The sequence below is a fragment of the Arthrobacter sp. NPDC056691 genome (assembly GCF_042791415.1).
Lineage (GTDB): Bacteria > Actinomycetota > Actinomycetes > Actinomycetales > Micrococcaceae > Arthrobacter.
Genome location: NZ_JBHTXX010000001.1, coordinates 156,926 through 178,549, shown reverse-complemented (window position 1 = coordinate 178,549; position 21,624 = coordinate 156,926). Strand labels below are relative to the sequence as shown.

21 protein-coding genes are annotated in these 21,624 nt (G+C 66.1%); 11 read left to right on the top strand and 10 right to left on the bottom strand.

The features are described from left to right. The first annotated feature begins 49 nt into the window (after positions 1–49). Positions 50–2,275, top strand: a complete 2,226-nt coding sequence (gene malQ / locus ACFRAU_RS00860) for a 4-alpha-glucanotransferase (RefSeq protein WP_377998411.1) — start codon at positions 50–52, stop codon at positions 2,273–2,275. Positions 2,276–2,354: 79 nt separating this feature from the next. On the opposite strand, the gene ACFRAU_RS00855 is transcribed toward malQ, so the two are convergent. Next, entirely contained in the window at positions 2,355–5,216 is a 2,862-nt protein-coding gene (locus ACFRAU_RS00855) for an alpha-amylase family glycosyl hydrolase (protein ID WP_377998410.1), read from the bottom strand. 160 nt (positions 5,217–5,376) lie between these two features. Next, a complete protein-coding gene (locus ACFRAU_RS00850; RefSeq protein WP_377998409.1) occupies positions 5,377–6,420 on the bottom strand; it encodes a lactonase family protein in 1,044 nt (347 codons plus the stop codon). A gap of 224 nt (positions 6,421–6,644) precedes the next feature. On the opposite strand from ACFRAU_RS00850, the gene ACFRAU_RS00845 reads away from it, so the two are divergent. Continuing rightward, on the top strand, positions 6,645–7,475 hold the full coding sequence (locus ACFRAU_RS00845; RefSeq protein ID WP_377998408.1) for a putative protein N(5)-glutamine methyltransferase: 831 nt from the start codon (positions 6,645–6,647) through the stop codon (positions 7,473–7,475). Between the two features lie 26 nt (positions 7,476–7,501). On the opposite strand, the gene ACFRAU_RS00840 is transcribed toward ACFRAU_RS00845, so the two are convergent. The 5 genes from ACFRAU_RS00840 to ACFRAU_RS00820 all read right to left on the bottom strand — a co-directional run bounded on the left by ACFRAU_RS00840 (position 7,502) and on the right by ACFRAU_RS00820 (position 12,551). Then, entirely contained in the window at positions 7,502–8,128 is a 627-nt protein-coding gene (locus tag ACFRAU_RS00840) for a hypothetical protein (protein ID WP_377998407.1), read from the bottom strand. 23 nt (positions 8,129–8,151) lie between these two features. Beyond that, positions 8,152–10,416, bottom strand: coding sequence for a DUF222 domain-containing protein (locus tag ACFRAU_RS00835; protein ID WP_377998406.1), 2,265 nt, complete (start codon positions 10,414–10,416; stop codon positions 8,152–8,154). A 313-nt stretch (positions 10,417–10,729) separates the two neighbouring features. After that, positions 10,730–11,197 (bottom strand): hypothetical protein, encoded by a 468-nt coding sequence (locus ACFRAU_RS00830; RefSeq protein ID WP_377998405.1) that lies wholly within the window; start codon positions 11,195–11,197, stop codon positions 10,730–10,732. Between the two features lie 112 nt (positions 11,198–11,309). After that, positions 11,310–11,573, bottom strand: a complete 264-nt coding sequence (locus tag ACFRAU_RS00825; RefSeq protein ID WP_236806325.1) for a GlsB/YeaQ/YmgE family stress response membrane protein — start codon at positions 11,571–11,573, stop codon at positions 11,310–11,312. A gap of 147 nt (positions 11,574–11,720) precedes the next feature. Continuing rightward, positions 11,721–12,551, bottom strand: coding sequence for an aldo/keto reductase (locus ACFRAU_RS00820; protein WP_377998404.1), 831 nt, complete (start codon positions 12,549–12,551; stop codon positions 11,721–11,723). 184 nt (positions 12,552–12,735) lie between these two features. Between ACFRAU_RS00820 and ACFRAU_RS00815 the strand changes: the two genes are divergently transcribed. From ACFRAU_RS00815 to ACFRAU_RS00805, 3 genes are all read left to right on the top strand, one after another. After that, positions 12,736–13,434 (top strand): CDP-alcohol phosphatidyltransferase family protein, encoded by a 699-nt coding sequence (locus ACFRAU_RS00815; protein ID WP_377998403.1) that lies wholly within the window; start codon positions 12,736–12,738, stop codon positions 13,432–13,434. 153 nt (positions 13,435–13,587) lie between these two features. Further along, positions 13,588–13,797: a hypothetical protein gene (locus ACFRAU_RS00810; protein ID WP_377998402.1), complete on the top strand. Its 210-nt coding sequence runs from the start codon at positions 13,588–13,590 to the stop codon at positions 13,795–13,797. Between the two features lie 153 nt (positions 13,798–13,950). Beyond that, positions 13,951–14,142: a hypothetical protein gene (locus tag ACFRAU_RS00805; RefSeq protein WP_377998401.1), complete on the top strand. Its 192-nt coding sequence runs from the start codon at positions 13,951–13,953 to the stop codon at positions 14,140–14,142. A gap of 102 nt (positions 14,143–14,244) precedes the next feature. Here ACFRAU_RS00805 and ACFRAU_RS00800 read toward each other — a convergent pair whose 3' ends face one another. Continuing rightward, entirely contained in the window at positions 14,245–14,457 is a 213-nt protein-coding gene (locus tag ACFRAU_RS00800; protein WP_003799328.1) for a dodecin, read from the bottom strand. Positions 14,458–14,532: 75 nt separating this feature from the next. After that, positions 14,533–15,234, bottom strand: a complete 702-nt coding sequence (locus tag ACFRAU_RS00795) for a FadR/GntR family transcriptional regulator (protein ID WP_377998399.1) — start codon at positions 15,232–15,234, stop codon at positions 14,533–14,535. A 158-nt stretch (positions 15,235–15,392) separates the two neighbouring features. Between ACFRAU_RS00795 and ACFRAU_RS00790 the strand changes: the two genes are divergently transcribed. From ACFRAU_RS00790 to ACFRAU_RS00765, 6 genes are all read left to right on the top strand, one after another. Continuing rightward, entirely contained in the window at positions 15,393–16,868 is a 1,476-nt protein-coding gene (locus tag ACFRAU_RS00790; protein WP_377998397.1) for a four-carbon acid sugar kinase family protein, read from the top strand. Between the two features lie 22 nt (positions 16,869–16,890). After that, on the top strand, positions 16,891–17,799 hold the full coding sequence (locus ACFRAU_RS00785; protein WP_377993939.1) for an NAD(P)-dependent oxidoreductase: 909 nt from the start codon (positions 16,891–16,893) through the stop codon (positions 17,797–17,799). Then, the gene (locus ACFRAU_RS00780; protein ID WP_377998395.1) at positions 17,799–18,668 is read left to right on the top strand and encodes a class II fructose-bisphosphate aldolase; all 870 of its coding nucleotides are present in this window, start codon (positions 17,799–17,801) and stop codon (positions 18,666–18,668) included. The genes ACFRAU_RS00785 and ACFRAU_RS00780 overlap by 1 nt, the downstream gene beginning before the upstream one ends. 164 nt (positions 18,669–18,832) lie before the next feature. After that, positions 18,833–20,146 carry an acyltransferase gene (locus tag ACFRAU_RS00775; protein WP_377998393.1) on the top strand — a complete coding sequence of 438 codons (1,314 nt, stop codon included), beginning with the start codon at positions 18,833–18,835 and terminating at the stop codon, positions 20,144–20,146. Further along, the gene (locus tag ACFRAU_RS00770) at positions 20,143–20,496 is read left to right on the top strand and encodes a GNAT family N-acetyltransferase (protein WP_377998391.1); all 354 of its coding nucleotides are present in this window, start codon (positions 20,143–20,145) and stop codon (positions 20,494–20,496) included. The genes ACFRAU_RS00775 and ACFRAU_RS00770 overlap by 4 nt, the downstream gene beginning before the upstream one ends. Before the next feature lie 261 nt (positions 20,497–20,757). Continuing rightward, positions 20,758–21,066, top strand: coding sequence for a hypothetical protein (locus ACFRAU_RS00765; RefSeq protein WP_377998389.1), 309 nt, complete (start codon positions 20,758–20,760; stop codon positions 21,064–21,066). Between the two features lie 52 nt (positions 21,067–21,118). On the opposite strand, the gene ACFRAU_RS00760 is transcribed toward ACFRAU_RS00765, so the two are convergent. Then, a complete protein-coding gene (locus tag ACFRAU_RS00760; RefSeq protein WP_377998387.1) occupies positions 21,119–21,622 on the bottom strand; it encodes a hypothetical protein in 504 nt (167 codons plus the stop codon). Positions 21,623–21,624 lie beyond the last annotated feature (2 nt).

The window sequence follows — 21,624 nt, the reverse complement described above, 5'->3', positions numbered from 1 at the left end:
CGGGCAACAGCGTTAGTTTCGGGCCGATTACAGCAGACGAGGCGGACATATGAAGGTTCCCAGCCAGCAGCACGTGACTACCCATGAAATCCCTTCCCCTGAAACGCCTGAAACACCGGTGGGCAACGGAAGGCCGGTAACCAGTGCCGCAGTCAATCCGGAGCAGCTGCGCTGGCTGGCGGAGGCGTACGGGGTTGGCACGTCCTACCAGGGGTGGGACGGGCAGCCGCACGAGGTTGCAGCCGAGACCCTGATCCGCGTCCTGGCTGCCCTGGGAGTCAACGCCCTCACCGATCAGCACATTGAGCGCGAACTGGCCGAGGCGGAACTGGCGCCCTGGCGCCGGATGCTGCCGCCCGCCGTCGTGCTTCAGGAAGGCACGCCGGGGCAGGTGGCGGTCCACGTCCCGCACGGTTCGACTGCCCGACTGTGGGCCATCACCGAGGACGGGCGCGAGCTGGAGGCCGTCCAGGAGGACGTCTGGGTGGAACCCCGGGAGGTGGACGGCGTTCTGACCGGACGGGCCACCTTCGCCGTCCCCCAAAACACGGGCCTGGGGTGGCACACCTTGCGTGCCGAGGCAGCCGGAGTGGTTGCCGAGGCCACCCTGGTGGTGACTCCCGCCCGGCTGTCCACGGCAGCCGGGCTTGAGCAACGCAGGGGCTGGGGGCTGGCGACCCAGCTGTACTCCGTCCGGTCCAAACGGTCCTGGGGTGTGGGCGATTTTGCCGACCTCGCCGAGCTCGCAGCGGTAGCCGGGGCGCGCGGGGCCGACTACGTGCTGGTGAATCCCCTGCACGCGGCCGATCCCGTGCCGCCCCTGGAACCGTCGCCGTATTCACCGTCGACGCGCCGGTTCTTCAACCCGCTGTACCTGCGGATCGAGGCCATCCCGGAACTGGCGTACCTGAAGCCCAAAAAGCAGTCTCTCGTCCACAGCCTCATGAAGCAGTCGCGGAAGCTGAACCAGGACGCCACGCGGCTTGACCGGGACAAGGTCTACTCCGCCAAGCTGGCGGCGCTTGAGCTGATCTCGGGCGTCCGCCGGTCGCCGTCGCGGCAGCTCGCGTTTGAGGACTATTGCCGGAGGGCCGGTGCAGGCCTGGATGACTTTGCCCTCTGGTGCGCCATCCGGGAGGACCTCGACGCCGACGACCCGTTCTGGGCCGACCCAACGGCTGCGCTTGGCTCGCCTTTGGCGGAGCGGCTCAGGGGTGAGCTGGCGGAACGGATCGAGTTCCACCGCTGGCTGCAGTGGCTGTGCGACGAGCAGCTCGAATCTGCCCAGCAGTCCGCCCGCAACGCCGGCATGCGCCTGGGCGTGGTGAATGACCTTGCCGTCGGCGCAGATCTCCAGAGTTCCGATGCCTGGACGCTGCGCGGCGTCCTCGCCGCCGGAGTCAGCGTCGGCGCGCCCCCGGACATGTACAACCAGCTGGGTCAGGACTGGCATCAGCCGCCCTGGCACCCCACCCGTCTGGCCGAAGCCGGGTACAAGCCGTTCCGGGAGATGCTCGCAACGGTGCTGCGGCATTCAGGAGGCATCCGGGTGGACCACATTCTCGGCTTCTTCCGGCTCTGGTGGGTGCCGGAAGGGAACTCTCCGGTGGACGGCGCCTACGTCCGTTTCGACCACGACGCCATGATCGGCATCCTCGCCCTGGAGGCTCACCGTGCGGGCGCCGTGGTGATCGGCGAGGATCTGGGCACCTTTGAGCCGTGGGTCCGGGACTACCTTGCGGCCCGGGGCATCCTTGGCACCTCGATCCTGTGGTTTGAGAACGACGGCGACGCCCCGCTGCCGCCCGAGCGGTACCGGGTGCAGGCGCTTTCCAGCGTGAACACCCACGACCTGCCGCCCACGGCCGGCTACCTCGCTGGTGACCACGTGACGCTGCGGAACGCGCTGGGGCTCCTGGAGCGTTCAGCGGAGGAGGAGCGCCTCGAGCACAACGCCAAGCTGGAGAAAATGATGGACCTGCTCCGGCAGCGGGGCCTCCTTTCCTCCAGCGACGCCGGCTCCGAACAGGAACGGATCGAGGCGTTGCACCGACTGCTCGCGCAGACCCCGTCAGTTCTTCTGGGGGTGGCGCTCGTGGACGCGGTCGGCGAACGGAGGGTGCAGAACCAGCCCGGAACTACCTCAGCGCAGTACCCCAACTGGCAGGTGCCGTTGGCCAACTCCGATGGGGAATCCGTGCTGATCGACAGCCTTGACGGGGACGGCAGGTTCAACTCCCTGCTCGCCGCGGTCGAGGAGGCAATGCGGTCCTGAGACCCGGGGCCTGGGGCGGCCGCCCGGCGGGGCGTGAGCCCGGGGCTACTGCCTGGTCGGCGGTGAGCCCCGGGCGTGCCTATCCGGCCGTGATCACGTGCGAAGCGTGGCTGTACCGGAAGGTGACCGGTCCGCCGTCGTGGTTCAGCACGATATTGGAACCGTTCGGGGCGCCATCCTGGCCGAAATTTTCATTCCAGGAGCCGTTGATGGCCGCCTTGAATTCGTACTGCCCGGCCGGAAGGTCTGCCGTGAGCTTCCACAGCCGGTCAGCCGGATCGAAGGTCATGAACGCGGACTGGCACGCCGGCTGCCAATCATCCGGGCAGCCCATCTCGCTGTTCAGGCTTCCCGCCACAGTGACCGAGTCAGGCTGCGGCGCGGCGCCCACCACCACTGTCCGGACATTGCTCATCACGTTCGATCCGTCGAGCTTTGCCCGGTACCGCACTTCCGTGCCGTCGGCGAGGTCCAGGGCAGCCAGGTCGTCTGCCACCGTGTAGGCCGGCGACGAGTCATCTTCCGAGCCGATGGGGGTCCATGGCCCGCCTGCGATGCTGCGTTCGAAGCGCACCACATGGCTGGCCTTTTCCGGATCCGCGGTGGCCACCACTTCCACGTTCCCCTGGACGGTGCTGCCCTCGGCCGGCTGCTGGATCGTCAGCACCGGGTCCGGCACCACAGCGGACCGGGAAGTGCTGACCGACGTGCGGCCGGCGTTGTTCAGGACCACAGCCCGGTACTCCACCGCGGCCCCGGGGTTCAGTCCCGAGACATCGTGGAAGACGCGGTAGGGGGCGGTGTCGTCGGTGCCCACGCGCTCCCATTTGCCGCCCGGCGTCCTGGCCTCGAAGGTGACCTCGTAGAACGAGGTGCCGTCGACGTCGGCCGTCACCTGGATGCGGCCGTTGTCCCCGGCGGACGTGCCGGCGGCGGCGGAAACGGGAGCCTGCAGGGTTACGGCGGGGGCGGTCTTCTCGCGGGGGATTCGGCCGGAGGACTGGTAGACGACGGCGGACAGTGGCGGCACCGTGACGGTCAGTTTGCCGTCGGCCGAGGTCGTGGATTTTTCGGCGGCGTTGCCGTAGAGAAGGCGGTAATTGCGTTTAGCGATGTAGGTGGGAACGGCCGCGGTCTGTGGCTTCTCGCTGTTGTTCAGGGCCACCACGTACTCGCGCTGGTCCTTTGCGTCCGTGCGGGAAAAAGCGTAGATGCCGGGCCCGTCCGAGGCGTAGCGGTTCTGGTGGGCGCCTTCGCGCAGGGCGGGGTGCTCCTTGGTCAGCTGCGCGAGTTCGCGGATCTTGGCGTAGAGCGGGTGGCCGGTGTTGAAGTTGTCAGTGGCGTGCGTGGCGTCCGTGCCGAGGAGGTCGTCGTCGAGATAGTCGGGCACTTTGCTGGCGAACAGGGTCTGGCGGGCATCCTGGTCCCCGCCGGGCCCCGTGAAGCCCTGCTCGTCTCCGTAGTAGACCACGGGGTTTCCGCGGGAAAAGTACATCAGCTCGTGGGCGAGTTCGTCGCGGGCCACGCGTTCGGCGTCGTCCGCGTCCGGGTTGTCAGCGCTGATGAAGCTGCCGATCCGGCCCATGTCGTGGTTTCCCAGGAAGGTGGGCAGCTGATAGACGTTGGAATCCGCATCGGTGTACCAGTCGTCGGCAGTGAAGAAGGCCTCGAGCTGTTTCGCGTCCTGGCTTTTCGAGGCGAAATTGCGTGCGGCATCCTGGAACGGGAAATCGAGGACCGCCTGCATCTCATTGCGGGTGGTGAACTGGCTGGTGAAGCTCTTGGACGTGTCGAAGACCTCGCCAAACATGAAGAACTCGTCCTTGCCGTGCTCCTTGGCGTAAGCAAGTACGTCGGGCCCGAACTGCTGCCAGAACTCGTCGTTGACATGCTTCATGGTGTCGATGCGGAACCCGTCCACGCCGAAGTCACGGATCCACGTCTCGTAAATGTCCGTCATGCCGGCCACGACCGCCGGGTGTTCGGTGAACAGGTCGTCCAGGCCGAAGAAGTCTCCGTAGAAGGAGTTCTCACCGGCAAAGGTGGTGTCCCCGCGGTTGTGGTACAGGGTCGGGTCATTGAGCCAGGCCGGAACCTTGAGGTTCTGCTCCGTCGGATCGAGCACCGGCGTGTACGGGAAGGAGGTTTCGGCGTCGAGCTTTGGGAAGTCCGCGCGGCCGGCGAAGTCCCGGTCATCGAAGGCTTCGCCCGAGGCGGTGCGGTACGGCTCCTTGTCCTTGGAGACGTAGCCGGTGCGGGCGCCCTCCTGGTAGCCGATGACGTCCGCGGTGTGGTTGGTGATGATGTCGAAGTACACCTTCATACCGCGGGAGTGCGCCTCGTCGATCAGTGCTTTCAGTTCGGCGTTAGTGCCCAGGTGCGGATCGATCTGGGTGAAGTCCGTGACCCAGTAGCCGTGGTAGCCGGCGGAATTGTCCTCGGGCTGGACCGCCTTGTTCTTGAAGCTCGGGGTCAGCCAGATCGCCGTGGTCCCGAGCCCCTGGATGTAGTCGATCTTGTCCAGGAGCCCGTTCAGGTCCCCGCCGTTGTAGAAGCCCTTGCGGGTGGGGTCGAAGCCGGAGACCATCGGATCCGGTCCCAGCCCACCCTGGTCGTTGCCGGCGTCGCCGTTGCTGAATCTGTCCGCCATGACGAAGTAGAAGTTCTCGCCCGTGACGGGGGTTCGGAGCGAATGGGCACCTTTTCCTGGTTTGGTGTCCGACGGCGGCCCCGGGTTTTTGTTGGCGTCGGCGGCTTGGGTGGGTGCTGCGGTTGATGCCGCATGCGCGGGCGGGGCGGCTTTGATTGTCGGGGCTGCCTGTGCGGGCAGGGCCGATGCAGCCAGCAGGGCGAGCGCGCCGGCTGCCGCCAAAGGTGCCCGGGTGGGCTTGAGGGGACCGCCGGTGCGGCGCGGGGAATTCAGGCGAGGGACGGTGAACATGTTGGACCTTCCGCGAAGCAACGCTGCTTGTCCGGGTGGGGAAGCCCGGAAGCCGTTGGTGGTGCCGACTCGTCCAGGCAGGTCCGATCACCAACGGCAGCTCCTGTGATGGGGCCGTATTGGCAATGACTAATCCTGTATTGGCCTTGTCGATTGCGGCTTAGCTTGCCACAATCAGGGCCGTGGGGGAACCCGCGACGAGACGCTGAAGGGGGCCTTCCGGGAGGCCGGTCTGGGCGTTGAGGTGGAAGGTTGTGATGTCGTGGGAGCGCTCATGGGCCACGTGAAGGTATTGGCCGCGGACCAGGTGGTGACGGGGCCAGTCGCCGGCGCTGGCGAAGTCGCCGAGCGGGCGAGGCAAACTGCCCTCCGCCGTCTGCGTTACCTCCAGCACGCTGATGCGGTTGGATCCACGAGTGCCGACATAGGCGAACCGCCCGTCCGCCGACAAGGCTATTTCGGCCGCGGAGTCGCCGTCCTTGGCACCGTCCGACGTCGCGGGCCCCTGCCCGACCAGCTCGAACTTTCCCGACACCGAGGCGGCCCGGGCCGCAAATACCTCGATGGAGTACTCGGAGACCACGAACACCGTTCCATCGGTGTGCTGCACCAGGTGGCGGGGGCCGCTGTCCTTCGGCAGCATCACCTCGTGGTCCAGCGCCAGGCCTGTTTTGGGGACGTGGTTCCAAACGCGAAGGAGGTCGTGGCCGAGGTCCGTGGTCATGATGCGGCCGTCGGCGAGTACCAGGCTGGCGTGGGCACGGCTGGGTCGTTCGTCCCGGTGCGGGTCGCTGGATGGTGCCGCCGGAAGGCGGCGGGCGATCCCGCCGTCGTCCGTCAGTTCGTAGAGCAACACCTGGCCATCGCCCCAGCAGGCGACGATCAGGAATTTGCCTTGCGGATCGACGGTGACGTGGCAGGCAGCTGCGCCGGCCGCCCAGGGCTCGCCGACGGCTTCAAGGCCGAACTCTCCCCGTCGCCGGTACGCCTGAACGGTTTCGGCCTTCTCGGCGACGGCGTAAACCATTGGGAGTTGCCGGTGCGCGGCAACGAACGACGGGGAGTCCGCCTTTGCAGCAGTACCGCGCCAGGTGAGCGTTCCATCAGCGTCGGCCGATACGGCTCCGATCCCGGCCCCGTGGCCGCCGCTGTCCGCGGTGTAGGAGCCGGTCCAGATAAGCGTGTGGTTTTCGCTGTGGGTCATCGTTCCATCCTGCCAATATTTGCCGGATTCGGCGTCGGATAACATGGATTTTTGCAGAGCCGATTTCAGTGCGGGCACGTTGAGAAGTGCCAAGTTAGTACCCGGGAGGTGAGAACAATTCACGCAATGCCAGCTTGGGTTCTTCCTGCCCGCCGCCCTATGGACCGCCAAGGCTAGTCGGACGAATGCACGGAGCGCCCATCGTCGAACCGAAGGACGCATCCATGCCTGTTCAATCACCGCCGTCCCGTTCCGCCGTCACTAGCAGGCTGCGCGCCGCCGGCTGTGTCTTTGCCGAGGACGAAGCGGACCTCCTCCTTTCCGCCGGTCTTGCCCCGAACGAGCTAATCATTGCCGTGCGGCGGCGGGTCGACGGGTTTCCGCTCGAGCACATTCTGGGCTGGGCCGAATTCTGTGGCCTGCGGATCAGGGTAGAGCCTGCCGTCTTTGTGCCGCGCCGCCGGACGGAACTGCTGGTCCGTGAGGCCGCTGGACTCCTCGGCGTCGTGGCCGGGCCAGCTGGCACCGCCCCGTCCGCAGTGCCATCGACTCCGCCGGTTGTTGTTGACCTGTGCTGCGGCTCCGGAGCCGTAGGCACTGCGCTTGCGGCACTGGTGCCCGGCATTGAGGTGCACGCATCCGACGTCGACCCCGCCGCGGTGCAGTGTGCCCGCCTCAACGTCCTGCCCGTGGGCGGTGCGGTCCACGAGGGCGACCTCTACTCGGCGCTGCCTGCCCGGCTCAGAGGCAACGTTGACGTCCTCGCGGTCAATGCGCCGTATGTGCCCACAGCTTCCATCAGCAATATGCCGTACGAAGCCCGCGTTCACGAACCGCGGGTGTCGCTCGACGGAGGGCCCGACGGCCTCGACACCCAGCGCCGGGTGATCGCGGAAGCCGCGGCCTGGCTCAGGCCGGGAGGGCACCTTCTCATCGAAACGAGCCGGCGGCAGGCTCCTCTTACAGCAGCGGCCATGGTCTGTGGGGGACTGAGCCCGAGAACCTCCACGTCGGCTGAATTGGACGGGACAGTCGTGATCGGGAAGCTGCTGTAACTCCCGGGGCTGTTGGTTTTGGCGAGCTACGTGCGCCCGCCGAGGAAATCCTGTGCGCCACGCAGAGCCAATTCATTGCGTAGCGCGGTGAGCCGGGCGACGATCGCTTCAGCTGTCGCCAACCGTTGTCGCGCACGGTCTTTTTTCTGGGTCAGAGAGTCTTCCTCTTCATCCGGGAGCCATTTGTAGTGAACGAACGCGTTTCGCCAATTTGCAACATCACGAATGCCCCTTAGGAGGTCCGCGTCCAGCCCCTGCCCGAACATGAGCGACCAGATAATTCCTGTCTTATGGTGCATGGGTTGCTTGATAAGCGACATAGCTTCCGAATGCTCCAGATCTGATTGTTCGGCTTTCCAGATGTACATCCAGTTCAGCCAATGCTCGATCCAGGTGGCATAGAACATGATGGCAAAGTCGATGTCGGAGGCTTCGGCGAACGCCCGAGCTTGCTTCAACAATGAGTCCTGGTGGTCCGGAATAAGGCGAAATTCCACGCCGTCAGCGATGATCTCGCGCAGTTCTGTCGTCAGCGCCAGCTGGAATTCGGCTTCTGTCATTCCACGAGGGTCTATGCGTCCTTCGGCGACGAGACTGGCCGCCAGCGAATCAATCAGTGATTTGGCGAGCACGTCGCCGTCGATATCCTCCACGGATTCACATCCCGCTTTCAGGTTCATGTTTTGTGGTGGTGGTTTTGTCGGGGTTGTTGGCGGGGGTCGATGTGGGGCGGTGGGATGAACCAGGGGATGCCGTTTTTGACGTGGATTTTCCATTGTTCTTTGTGGATGAGGTGGTGGTGGTGGGTGCAGAGGAGGACGCCTGTGTCGGTGCTGGTGGGTCCGCCTTGTGACCAGTAGGTGGTGTGGTGGGCTTCGCACCAGGGTGCGGGGATGGTGCAGTTGGGGAACGCGCAGCCTTGGTCGCGGGCGGTGAGGGCTTTGCGGATGTGGGGTGGGAAGACGCGGGTGGTGCGGCCGATGTCGAGGATGCGTCCTTGGCTGCCGAGGAGGATGGGGATGATGTCGGCGTCGCAGGCGATTTTGCGGATGGTGGAGGCGGTGACGGGGCCGGTGTAGGTGAAGGTGCCGCTGCCGGTGGGTGCACCAGTGAGGGGTGTGGGGCCGGTGCCGGGCAGCGCCGTTCCGGTCCGGTTGATGCCGGGCGGGGTGCCAGAGGGGGAGGTGCCGGGCGGGGGGTGGGACTCGCTGGTTTGCCAGGTGCCGGGCAGGAGTTGGGGTTCGCTGGTTTGACGGGTGTCTGTGCCGGTGGGGTGGTTGGTGCTGCTGACCTGCCAGCCGTCTGTGCCTGTTGACTGGTTGGTGGGCCGGGGGCTGTCTGTTGGCCGGGTGCCGGGGCGGTTTTTGTTGTAGCGGGGGCCTTGGGCGGCGGTGGTTTGGATGCTGTTGAGGAGGTCGTGGTAGCTGATGGTGACCATGACCTGGGGGCGGAGTCCTCCGGTGGTGGGCAGGGTGCCGGTGGCGAGGGCTGCCTTGCAGCCGCCGACGAGGCCGTCGAGGCGTTGTTGGGCGAGGGTGCGGCGGTCCAGGTCCGGGAGCGGGGTGGGGGCGTTGAAGGCCGCGTCCGGGTCGACAGCGGCGGCGCTGTCGGTGGTGGTGGTGTTGTCGCTGGTGTCGTCACTGCCGCTGGCACGGTCGTGGCTGCCGGCGTCGTTGCCGGTGCCGTCGGCTTCGGTGCCGGCGCTGTCCGTGCCGCTGGTGGCGTTGGTGGAGTTGGGGGTGGTGGTGCGGGGGTTGGTGGCGGTGTTCATGGCGGTGGTGAGGACTTCGTATTGGTCGGTGGTGGCGCGGATTTCGAGGTGGTGGAGGCCGCCGCGTTTTTTGTGGAGGAAGACGCCTTGGCGGTGGTGGAGGGTTTCTTCGGAGGGTTCGGTGCCGTCCTGGTCGAGGGCGTCGATCCAGCGGTGGGCGATGCGGGTGAGGAAGTCGTGGTCGTTTTCGATCGCGGTCAGGGTGAGGTTGTGTTCCATTTCGGCGATCGTGCCGGGGTTGGGGATGTGGCGGACTTTGTCCAGGGCGGTGGTGATGATGGTTCCGGCGCGGGAGGCGATGATTCCGGCGGTGAGGGCGGCGGCGGTTTCTTCGTGTTCGGGGGGCATGGGGCGGCCGGCGAGTCCGGTGCGGGGGAGGGTGGCGTGGGCGAGGGCGAGGCGGCGGCGGGCTTCGGTGGTGCTGATCCGGAGCCGGGTGCGGAGGAACTCGGCGGTGTTCCTGGCTCCGTCGTCGGCCGGGGACCAGGCCACCGGGCGGGCACGGGGTGCCGGCGTGGCGGTGCCTGTGCCGTCTGCCGTGGTGCCGGGGGCCGTGGTGCCGGGGGCCGTGGTGTTGGGGTTGTCGGTATCAGAGGAGACTGCGGCTGCCGTGGCGCTGGCGGGTTCAGCGGTGCTGGCCGCGGCGGGTTCGGGTTCGGGGTCGGTGCCCCAGCCTGTGGTCCAGCCGGCGGCGCGGCTGGCTGCTCCGGCGGCGTTGATCGCCTCGGCCCGGGTCCGGTCCACCGCAGCGGCGGCCTGCAGCTGGAGGTATTCGACCCGGCGGGAGAGTTCCTCGGTCAGTTCCGCGAAATCGGCCGCCTGGAGGAAGTTGGCAGCGGCCAGTTCCTCGGGCGCCGCAGCGGTGGCGGAATCCAGCAGCGCCAAGGACGCCACCAGACCAGGAGTGGCACGCGCCGGGGATGCAGGCTCAGCGGATGCTTGGCCGGCGGAACCGGAATCAGCCGCGAACCCGGCGGCAGCACCGCCGTCGGACGCCGGGGCGTCAGAACGGAACCCGGCGGCAGCACCGCCGTCGGACGTGTCCTTTGCTGGGGTGCCAGCGCCGGGAACGCTGCGTAGCCCGCGGCCGCGCAGCAGGGCAGCAGCACTGACGCCCGGGACATCAGTCCCGGCCCCGACATTCGCTCCATGCTCCCCAAGAGCTTCCATGGAACAAGTCTGATGAGGGGGTCTGACATTTAATGGTGTGACCGGGGCCATGCGGGCCCCGAAGCCGGCGGCAGCACCGCCGTCGGACGAAGATGTGTCCGCAACGGCGGTGCCAGTTCCGGCATCAGCCGGGCACCCGGAAGCAGGAGCGTCTGGCAGGGCAGCACGCAGGCCGGGCAGTGCTGCCCGGCCTGACATACCGTCTGCGTTTTCCCCCATGGCTTCCATAGGAAAACATTGTCAAAGGGGTCTGACATTTTTCAGCTCTGGCCCACACCGCCCGGGATGCAGGCGAAAGCAGCCAACTCTGGAGCTATTGCCTGTCCGGATTCACGTTTGTGGCGGCGCCGTCGGGAGTGGCGCCGCCCTCGTCCGACCAGTCCTGACCCGTGCTGTCATTGAGCGCCGGATCGGACTCCACATCGGAGGTTCCAAGGTTGACCGTTTCCGGGTGTGTGCTGTGGGCGGGGACGTGCCCGCTGTCAGCAGAGGCACCGGCAGAAGCAGAGCCAGTAGAAGCAGTATCAGCGTGTGTATCGTGATGCATGGCTGAGCTGAGCACCGTCCCAGCCCGGCGCGCGGCTTCAGCCAGGTGGTCACCGACGTCGGGGGCCTTTTCCTTGACGGCTTCGGTTGCTGCCGTGACCTTGTCCTGGACCGGCTTGCTGTCCCAGATGCCTGCGGCCCGCGCTTTGAGTTTGTCGTACGCTGCCCGGCCCGACCTGGATCCGAGCACGTAGCCTGCAGCGAGTCCGGCGCCGAAGAGAAGTTTGGATTTCATGATGATCTCCTGCTCTTGAGGGGGATCTGTACGATTTGGAATCGGCCCGGTGGGCCTGGGGCGGGAAACCGGCCCCGGGCGGTTCCCGGAGCCGGTTCCGGCACTCTTCTGTCTAGCGGGCCGTGCGCTTGGTAATCATGCCGTAGACCAGCAGGACGATCAGCGCGCCGCCGATCGCCAGCAGCCATGTGGACAGCGAGAAGAACTCGTTGATGCCCACGTTGAAGAGCGCGCTGCCGATGAAACCACCGAGAATTGCGCCAACCACGCCAAGCAGAAGCGTGATGAAAATGCCGCCGCCCTGCCGGCCGGGGAGGATGGCCTTAGCAATGGCTCCGGCAATGAGGCCAAGAATCAGAAATGCGAAAAAACCCATCTTTTATCGTTCCTTCTTCATCTAGAGGAGTTACCCGGATTGCCGGGTACGCTTCGTCCTTCTGCTCAATACTAATCATGCTTACTATTTTTTTGCCAGTCGGCTTCCGGTGGGAAGGGACTGGCAGCGCACGCCCGGGCCCAGGCCTTAGTGGCCCTGGACGTCGGAATTTACTCCCGCCTCGGGGCCTTCGTCGAGGGTGCTGATGGCCGTCAGGTCCTCCTCATCCAAAGCGAAATCGAAGACATCGATGTTCTCTTTCATCCGGTGGGGATCGGCGGACTTGGGAATGGCCACGAGACCCTGCTGGACGTGCCAGCGCAGGACCACCTGGCTGACGGTCCGGCCGTGTTTGCCAGCGATTCGGGTCAGCACGGGCGCGGACAGCAGCCCCGAACCCGCACCCAGCGGGCTGTACGATTCGGTGGCGATCCCGTGCCGCTCGTTGTAGGTGCAGTCCGCCGAGCGGGTCACTGACGGGTTGATCTGGATCTGGTTAACGGCCGGCACAACGTAGGTCTCCCACATGAGCTTTTCCAAATGGGCGGCCTTGAAGTTCGAGACGCCGATCGACCGGACTTTCCCTTCGCCCTGCAGCCGCTCAAAGGTCTTCCACGTGGAAATGAATTCTCCGCGGCGGGGGAGCGGCCAGTGGATCAGCAGCAGGTCCACATAATCCAGGTTCAGGCGCCTCAGGGACCCTTCAAGGCCGGCCGCGGCCAGATCTTCACCTTGGAATTCGCCGTCCAGCTTAGTGGTGATGAAGAACTCCGCCCGGTCCAGGCCGCTGGCACGGATTCCGGAACCGACGCCGGACTCGTTCCCGTAGCGCACGGCCGTATCGATATGCCGGTACCCGGCTTCCGCAGCCCGTACGACGGCGTCACGCACCTCCCGGTCGTTCAGCGGCCAAGTGCCAAGGCCGATCTGAGGTATCCGGTTGCCGTCGTTCAGCTCGATGACTGGTGCGAGTGCCATGCGGAAGAGTCTTTCCTATCGGTGGCAGTTTGCCCAGACCCCGTTTGCTGCCCTAACGGCACGTTTTGCTATCTTCCGAGGTCAGCCCTCGAATGCTCATGAGCAGTCTGTTGTTACGATGAGCGCAAGGAGGCATATGCAGGTCTTGCTCGGTAGGCGCGCTTTGGTGGACGTAGGCGTTGCCATGGCTGGTTTCCTTGTGTCCGGGGGCTGGATCCTGACCGTTGCAGGGGCTGGAGCAACGTACTTCCTTGCCGCCATAGCTGCCGGGTTGGCGGTGATGGGAAATGCTGCGGCTTCCATCCTCAACCGCAAGCCCCGGCTGACCACGGCTGCGGACCGCGTTACCCTGATTCGGGCTGTCTTGGTGGCGTGCTGCGCGGCGGCAACGGTCCCGGCGATGTTCGGTGGGACTGGGCCCGGCATGCAGGTGGTCGTGCTGGGTGCGGCAGCTTTTCTTCTTGACGCGGTGGACGGGGCCGTTGCGCGCCGATTTGCCTGTGTGAGCCCGGCGGGAGGCCGGCTGGACGTCCAGACCGATGCAGCGCTGGTGCTTGTGCTGTCGTGCGCAGCTGTGCCCATCACCGGCCCCTGGGTGCTGTCTATCGGGGTCATGTGGTACGCGTTCGTCGCGGCCGGGTGGTTCCGGCCTCAACTGAAACGCACGCTGCCTATTAAGAGACTGCGAAAGGTCATTGGCGCCTTCCAGCCCTTCGCCTTGCTGTTGGCACTTACGCCGGGGGTGCCCGGTGGAATCAGCATGGCCGCGGTTTTTCTGGCGCTCGTGGCCCTGGTGGCCTCGTTTGGCCGGGACGTCGTCGAACTGGAGCAAAACCACCGCAAGTGGACCGGCCGGCATTCCAGCACCGAACTGGTGAACTGACGGCGCCCGGTGAACTGGCGGCACGCCCGGACTAATCAAGGAGGGTCGCTCAAGGGCTGGGTGCTCTGGACTAACTATGCCGGCGCTGGTAATCCTTGGAGTGGCCTGGCAGGACAATAATCCCGGCCCTTCCAACAGCTAAGGATCCAGACCATGAGCGAAACGCCCGCCGATCCGGAGCAGAACCCGACGAACCAGCCGAAGGACGGTACGCCCGAAGGATTCCCCTTCGACCCTAATCAGGACCCGCCCCAAGAGGAACCCGCAGTTCCGCACCAGGACAACCCGGGACCGCCCACGGGTCCGGACGGCGAACCTGATGAGCCGGCGCTGGAGGATCCCCAGCGCCCGCCCGCCCGGTAGCACCTGAGGCCACGCTTAGGCGGCCCTGTGCTGTGCTGATGCCCAGCCGGACGGCCGGATTCTATCCATTCGTCCATTGGGCCGGTGTGGCGCGTTTCCTAGCCTTGGAGGAGAACTTCTCCCAGCCCTCCGACCCAAGGATGACCTTCAACGATGAAACGCATCGCACTGCTTCGGGAACGCCACACACCCTCCGCCTCGACTGGAACCCATTGCCCGGCGTCGGGACTGTGGGCCCCCGCCGACTCGCCGGACGAGGCGCACGCCTTCTTTGAAGGACAGGTATTTCCGGCATTCCGCGGGATCGCCACCGTGTGGCGCCGGAGTGCTACCGGCCAGGACTAACCAAGTAGGGCGGTGCCGGCTGAATGACAGCCGGCACCGCCCTAGTTAATCTGCCAACGCGCGGTCAGTCCCGCCGGCGCGCGCGTGAGATCACGGTGCGATCTAGTCCCGCTCCAGGCGGAATCCGAGCTTGAGAGTGACCTGCCAGTCCGCCACCTGCCCGTTCTCGAGGTGGCCACGGATTTCCTTGACTTCGAACCAGTCCAGGTTGCGCAGGGTCTTCGCGGCGTCGGAAATGCCGTTGCGGACGGCCGCATCGACGCCTTCGGTCGAGGTTCCGACAATTTCAGAAATGCTGTAGGTGTTATTAGACAACTTCGCTCCTCGTGATCGCCATCGATACCCGGCTGCGGGCCGTTCCTGCAGAGTATCGGACGGGACGCCTTGGGACTAGGCTTCCAGCACGTAGCTTCTGAGGTCGTCGAGGGTCTGCTGCATGTGGGCGTCCATGGCATTGCGTGCCTGCTGCGGATCGCGGGCAGCCAGGGCCTCGTAAATGTTCTGGTGGTGCCCGATCGCATGCTCCTGGATGTCAGGCACCTTCGAGGTTTCGGTCCGTCCCTTCTCCAGAACGCGGTGCAGCGGCTCGAAGAGGACTGCCACGAACACGTTCTCGGACGCGTGCAGAATCTGATCGTGGAAAGCCAGGTCGGCGGCAACAAAGCTTGCCACGTCGTTTCCCTGGTGCGCCTTCCGCATGTCCGCCACGCAGTCCCGAAGGCCCTCGAGCTCGGCGTCGGTGATACGGTGGGCCGCCAGCTCGCAGGCGCCCGTTTCCAGCATCCGCCGTAGCTCGATCAGCTGGACCGCGGCGGCCGGGCCGTTCTGCCCCTCGGATGCGGCCCGCAGCACTGCCTCAAGGGACGACCACCGGTTTAGTGGATTCACGAACGTCCCGCGGCCCCGTTCCACACTCAGGATGCGCTGCGCCTCAAGGGTCTTCATCGCCTCCCGAACTGTCATGCGGCTGACGTCGTGCCGTGCGCTGAGTTCCAGTTCTCCCGGCACGCTGCTGCCCGGCGGAAACTCGCCGGAGATAATGCGGTCAAGGAGTTCGTCGGCGACGACGCCCACCAGTGATTTGCGTGCCATTTTTTCCGTTCAGCGTGTGCGGCCTTTTACGGCTCGGGATATCTGCCAAAAAGTGTACTTGCGCACGTGCTGTGCGTTATGCCACACTAGCACCAAAGAACAGATGTCTGACATCTGACAAATGTCCGTAAGACAGTTTCGACACAACGGAGTGCACAGTGCCCCTCGAATCCGACGTTCTGGCCGCCTTTCCCGCCGAGCTCCAGATCCCTGCCCGGCAGGTCGCAGACGCTGTTGCCGCTACGGCCGCCACATCCCCCCGCGTCCTCGTGGTGCTCGATGACGACCCCACCGGCACGCAGTCTGTTGCGGACCTGCCTGTGCTCACCCGCTGGGAAGTCGAGGACTTCCAGTGGGCTCTCCATCAGGGTAAACCGGCCGTGTACGTGCTGACGAACACCCGCAGCCTCGACCCCGAAGAAGCGGCCGCCCGCAATGAAGAGGTGGTGCGCAACGCCCTGGCCGCTGCCCGCGACGGCGAAGGGGACATCAACCTGGGTTTTGTTAGCCGCAGCGACTCTACCCTCCGCGGGCACTTCCCCCTGGAACCGGACGTCATTGCCGCCACGGTGGCAGCCGAAAGTGGCGAGGCCACCGACGGCGTTGTGATGGTTCCCGCATTTCCCGACGCCGGCCGCATCACCATTGGCGGCGTGCACTACACCCGCGGCCCGGAGGCCGGCCAGCTGACCCCCGTTGCCGAGACGGAATTCGCCAAGGACGCCACCTTCGGCTTCGCCAACTCCGAGATGGCCAAGTACGTGGAAGAAAAGTCGCAGGGGCGGTTTGCCGCAGACTCCGTGATCGTGCTGGATCTGAACACCATCCGCGCCGGCGCCGCCACCGGGCAGGCTGAGGTCTCGGCCAAGGCCATCGCCGACGCCATCGAGCCGGCCACGCAGTCCACGCCCATTGTGGTGGACATCGTCACGGAAAACGACATGCGGGCCTTGGCTCTGGGGCTGGAGGAGGCCGAGCGCCGTGGCAAGAAGTTGCTGTACCGGGTTGGCCCACCGTTCATGCGCGCCCGGATCGGCCAGGACATTCGGCCTGAGCTCAGCGGCGAGGAGGCCTACGCGGGCAACACCCCGTCCGAAGCCGGCGGCCTGATCGTCGTGGGCTCCCACGTGGGCGTGACCACCCGGCAGCTCAAGGTGCTCACCGACCGGCACAGCCGTGCACGCATTGTGGAGATCGACGTCGAAAAGCTGCTGGACGAGGATGCACCCGCCTACCTCGAGCAGACCGTCGACGCCGTCGTGGCGGCCTTGCGCAGCGGCGACGTCATCGTCCACACGAGCCGCCTGCTCATCAAGACCGACGACCCGGCCGACAGCCTGCGGATCGCACGCACTGTGTCTGCCGCCGTCGTCGCCGTAGTGAACCGGACGCTGAAGACCTTTCCGCCGCGGTTCGTCATCGCCAAGGGTGGCATCACGTCCTCGGACGTTGCCGCGCACGGCTTGGAGATCCGGCACGCGATCGTCCGCGGACCCATGCTGCCTGGCATCGTGAGCCTCTGGGAGCCGGTCGACGGTCCCGCCAAGGGGATCCCGTACATCGTCTTTGCCGGCAACGTGGGCGATGACGAGTCGCTCGCCCAGGTCACCAGCAAGCTCAGCAACACTTTCTAGACTTTTCAACGGAGAACACACTATGACCTCGAATTACACAGTCACCGTCCTCGGACTGGGCGCCATGGGACTGCCCATGGCCACCCGCCTCGCCAGCCAGCTGACCGTCCACGGTTTCGACATCGCCGAACCGCGCCTGCGCCTCGCCGAAGAAGCCGGCGTGCAGACCTTCGCTTCCGCCCGGGACGCCGCCCAGGACACTGACGCCCTGCTGCTCGCCGTGCGCAACAGCGAACAGCTCGACGACGTCCTGTTCGGGGAGAACGGGGTGGCCTCCGTGCTGAAGCCGGGCGCCGTCGTCATCCTGACCAGCACCGTGGGCACGGAGGCCATTCCGGCCGCTGTCGCCCGCCTGGCGGAATTCGGCGTCGGGCTCGTGGACGCCCCGCTGTCCGGCGGGCCAAAGCGTGCCGGCGAAGGCGACCTGCTGATCGTCGTCGGAGCCGAACCCAAGGCGCTGGAGTCGGCACGTCCGGTCCTGGAGCTGCTCGCCTCCACGTTGACTGTCGTGGGCGACAAGCCAGGCGACGGTCAGGCCTTGAAGACCGTCAACCAGCTGCTGTGCGGCATCCACATCGCGGCAGCCGCCGAGGCCATGGCGCTGGCCGACGCGCTGGGCCTGGACCAGGCGAAGACCCTGGCCGCCCTCGAGGCGGGTGCCGCGGGCTCCTTCATGCTGTCCAACCGCGGACCGCGCATCCTGGAGGCCTACACCGAGGAGGGCGCCGAGGTGCTTAGCCGCCTGGACATCTTCGTCAAGGACATGGGCATCGTGGGCAAGGCCACGCGCAGTGCTGGCCTGGCGACGCCCGTTGCCGCCGCCGCCGAGCAGCTGTACCTGCTGGGCCAGGCCCATGGGCTGGCAGCCGCCGACGACTCTGCCGTCATCAAGGTGGTTGCCCCTACCAAGCGCACCGCCGGGGAAGGCTGATGCGGGCGCAACTCGATGAGCTGGTGGTCTCCGCACTCAAGCGGGGGTCGGCCGTGCCGGCGTTTACGTGCTACGACTTCACCACGGCACTGGCGGTAGTGAGCGCAGCGGAGGAGGCACAGCGCGGCGTCATCCTGCTGGTGGCGCCCAAGACCGCCGGCACCGCCAACGGACTGCGGCTCATCTCCGCGCTCCGGGGACTGGCCGACGCCGCGTCCGTGCCGGTTGCTGTGCAGCTCGACCACGCCTCCGATCTTGAGGTCATCATTGCCGCCGTCGAGGCGGGCGCGGACTCCGTTCTGGCAGACGGCTCGGCGCTGCCCTACGAAGAGAACGTCGCGCTGGTGTGTGCGGTGCGCTCCGCGCTTGAGGCCAAGGAGCATGCCGGTGTGGTGCTGGAGGCCGAACTCGGCGGCCTGGCCGGCGATGAGGACAGGGCCTTCGGCGCCGAAGGGGACGCCGGGGGCAACGAGGTCGCCGGGCTTACCGACTCCGCCCAGGTGGAGGACTTCGTGGCACGGACGGGCGCACAGCTGCTCGCGGTGGCCGTAGGCAATGTCCACGGGAAGTACAAAGGCGAGCCGCGGCTGCGCTGGGATGTCCTGCAGGACATCGCCGTCCGGACACACATCCCGCTGGTGCTTCATGGCGCTTCCGGCATTCCGGCGGACGATCTGGCCAAGGCGCCGGCCATGAACGTAGGCAAGGTCAACTTCAACACCGAACTCCGTACGGGCGTCCTCGCCACACTCGAGGAACAGCTTCCCGCGCACCGGGCCGATGGTGAGAACCTGCAGGGACTCCTGGCCCGCTGGAACACCACCGCGAAGGACTTCGGCACGAGCACGCTGGCGATCCTCAGCCGCTGACCTTGGAGTTTTTGTCCACGTATCGAGAGTTCGGGGGCCTTTAGAGGCCAATACGTGGACAAAAACTCCGGCGCCGACTTGTGGAGCAGGCGCCCACATGTGGGGCAGGTTGGCGCACAATGGAATGCACAATGATGTAAGCGAGTTCCAGTGGTGGGGGCGCCATGAAGAATTCCACGGAGCCGGAGCCGGGGGCAGACGTTGCCGTGCCCGCCCGCGACCTGGCCATCGATCTCGCACGCTTTGGCTGCCTCGTCCTTGTGGTGGTGGCGCACTGCATGATGACCAGCCCGGTGCTGCACCCCGACGGCACTGTCACGACAGAAAACACCCTGGCCGAGCAGGACTGGTTCGAGCCGGTCATTTGGATCTTCATGGTGATGCCGCTGTTCTTCGTGGCCGGGGGCATCACCGGGGCCCAGTCCTGGCGGCGCATGCAGACGCGCGGGGGCAGCGGCTTTGAGTTCGTCCAGTCCCGGCTGCTGCGGCTGGTCCGCCCCGCGGCGGCCCTGCTGGCGGCAATGTTCGTCGGCCTGTGGGGTGCGCTGCTGGCCGGTGTGGATCCGCAGGTGGTTCAGCTGCTGGCCAGCGGGGCCGGGATGCCGCTGTGGTTCCTGGCTGCCTATCTGGCGGCCCAGCTGAACATTCCGCTCCTGGTGAGGCTGCACCGGCGTGCCCCGTGGCTGACGCTCCTGGGGCTGGTGGCGCTCGTGGTGACGGTGGACTGCCTCCGCGGCGCCTTCCCGACGTTCGCCTACATCAACATGGTGTTCGTCTGGTGCGCGGTGCAGCAACTCGGGTTCTTTCTGGCGGACGGCTGGCTGGACCGGTGGAGCAGGTCCCGGCTGGTGGGGCTGATCGCCGCCAGTAACCTGCTCATGGTTGTCCTGGTGGTGCTGGGCCTGTACCGGGACAACATGCTGGTGAACCTGAATCCGCCCAACCTCAGCCTGGTCCTGCTCGGCGTCTCACAGGCGGCGGTACTGCAGCTCGGCCGGCCGTTGCTGAACGCACTCGCCGCCGTGCGCTGGATAAGCGCGGTTGTGGCCGTTGCCGGCCGCCACGCCATGACGGTCTACCTCTGGCACCTGCCGCTGCTGGCGGCCATGACCGGTCTGCTCCTGCTGACGGACTTTCCCAAACCGGCTTCGGGCACCCCAGAATGGTGGTGGTCGCGCCCGCTCGTTTTCCTGGGCGTGGTCCTCCTCCTGCTGCCCGCGGTTCTCCTGTTCGGGCGGCTGGAGGAACGGCCGACGCCGGCCCTGCACTCCCGGGGCCGGGCACCGGCCGCCGTGGTGACCGCCGCCGTCGTCGTTTTTGTTCCGGTGGCTGACGCCGCCGTCAATGGCCTGACGCTGGGACTGCTGGGCGGCGGCGCCGCCTGCTTTGCGCTGGCCGTGCTGTTGCTGGGCCGTGTTCCCGCACCCGGCACGCGACCATTGCCAGCACAGCCATTAAGTGCCAATGTCGAACCATGACGGAGAAGACGGCAGCCACCGAGGACCATTTCACCCCGGACGTCACCACGTTCCGGAACGATGCGCTCCACCGCTACGAATTGCACGTTGGCGGAAAGCTGGCGGTGGAAGTCAGGTTCGTAGACAAGCCCGGCCATGTGGATTTCATCCATACGGAGACGTCCGAGCAGTTCCAGGGCCATGGCCTGGCCAAGGTTCTCATCCACTTCGCGCTCGACGATGTTGTGGCGTCGGGCAAACGGATCATTCCGCATTGCCCGTTTACTGCCCGCTACCTGCGCAAACACGAGGTGTACACGCAGTGCATTGACTGGCCCGAGGCGGCCGCGCCCAAGCTGCTCGGCACCTGACGCCGCCTCCGGGGTCCCGTGCCGTGACCCCGCGGTACTTGTGCCCGCGATACTTGTGGCCGCGGGCACATTTCCGTACGATCGGGCAGGGCTATGCAGTTGGCCTTTGGACTCTCTTTTTAGGGATCTCTTTGAATCAAAAACTGCGTGTGCCGGTGCGGGTTGAGTATCGCCGGCGCATCACTCCGGATTTCCGTGAACCGACGTGTCTGATCCCCACGGGGGCGGGCGATGACTGACGGTTCCTTGACTGATGGTTCCTTGACTGACGTTGCCATGACTGACGCTGCCATGACGGACGAAGAAGTGCTCCGCCTCCTGGACGGATGCCTGAATGCTGCCGTGGATCCTGCTGCAACCCTCGCGGCAGTCCCGGACGCGGAGCTGGCCCGGCTGGCGGACGGGCTGTACCGGCATTTGGATACGCCCAGCCCTGCTTTCGGCGCCCCCTTCTGGTATGTCCAAGTCACCGCGGAACTCCGGCTGCGCCGTCTGGCCGAGGCCGGGCCGTCCCGCCCGGCCGGCGCTGCCCCGGAGGATCCAGTGGACAGCGAAGTACCCGCCGGGTAGGCGGGCTGGGCTGGCGCGTGGGGCTTAAGTGTTCGTTCGCGCTTTGTGGGGATTACGACGGCGGGGGCTGCTTTGCGCGGTTCCGTTGCCATTGCGCTGCGTGCCAGAAAAGCAGGCCGAGGGCTCCGACCAGCCCGGCGAACAGCATCTGCGGCGCGAACGTGATCCACATGTAGCTCACGGGCATGACCTGCGGTTCGGTGCCGGAGTTCAGGGACTCCTGCGCAAGCGTGAAGACTCCGAACGGCGACACCAGCAGAATCGCCTCGAGCACCCACAGCGCAACGATGAATGGGTTCACGGACAGGCGGCTCCGCTGCCCGATGTCTGCCGCCTCGTACGGCGCAAACCCTGGTTGCTCGAACCCGACAGTTGGCTGTCCGGCAGCTGGCTGCCCAGCATGCGGCTGCCGGGTGCCCGGTTGTTCCGGCCCGAAGCCCGCCTGCCCGAAGCCCTGCTGCCCATTGCCCGGCGGGCTGAATTCCGGCTGCCCAAATCCTGGGCCGCCCTGGCCGGCCACCGAAGGGCCGATACGGCTGCCACCGGCAGGCGGCATGC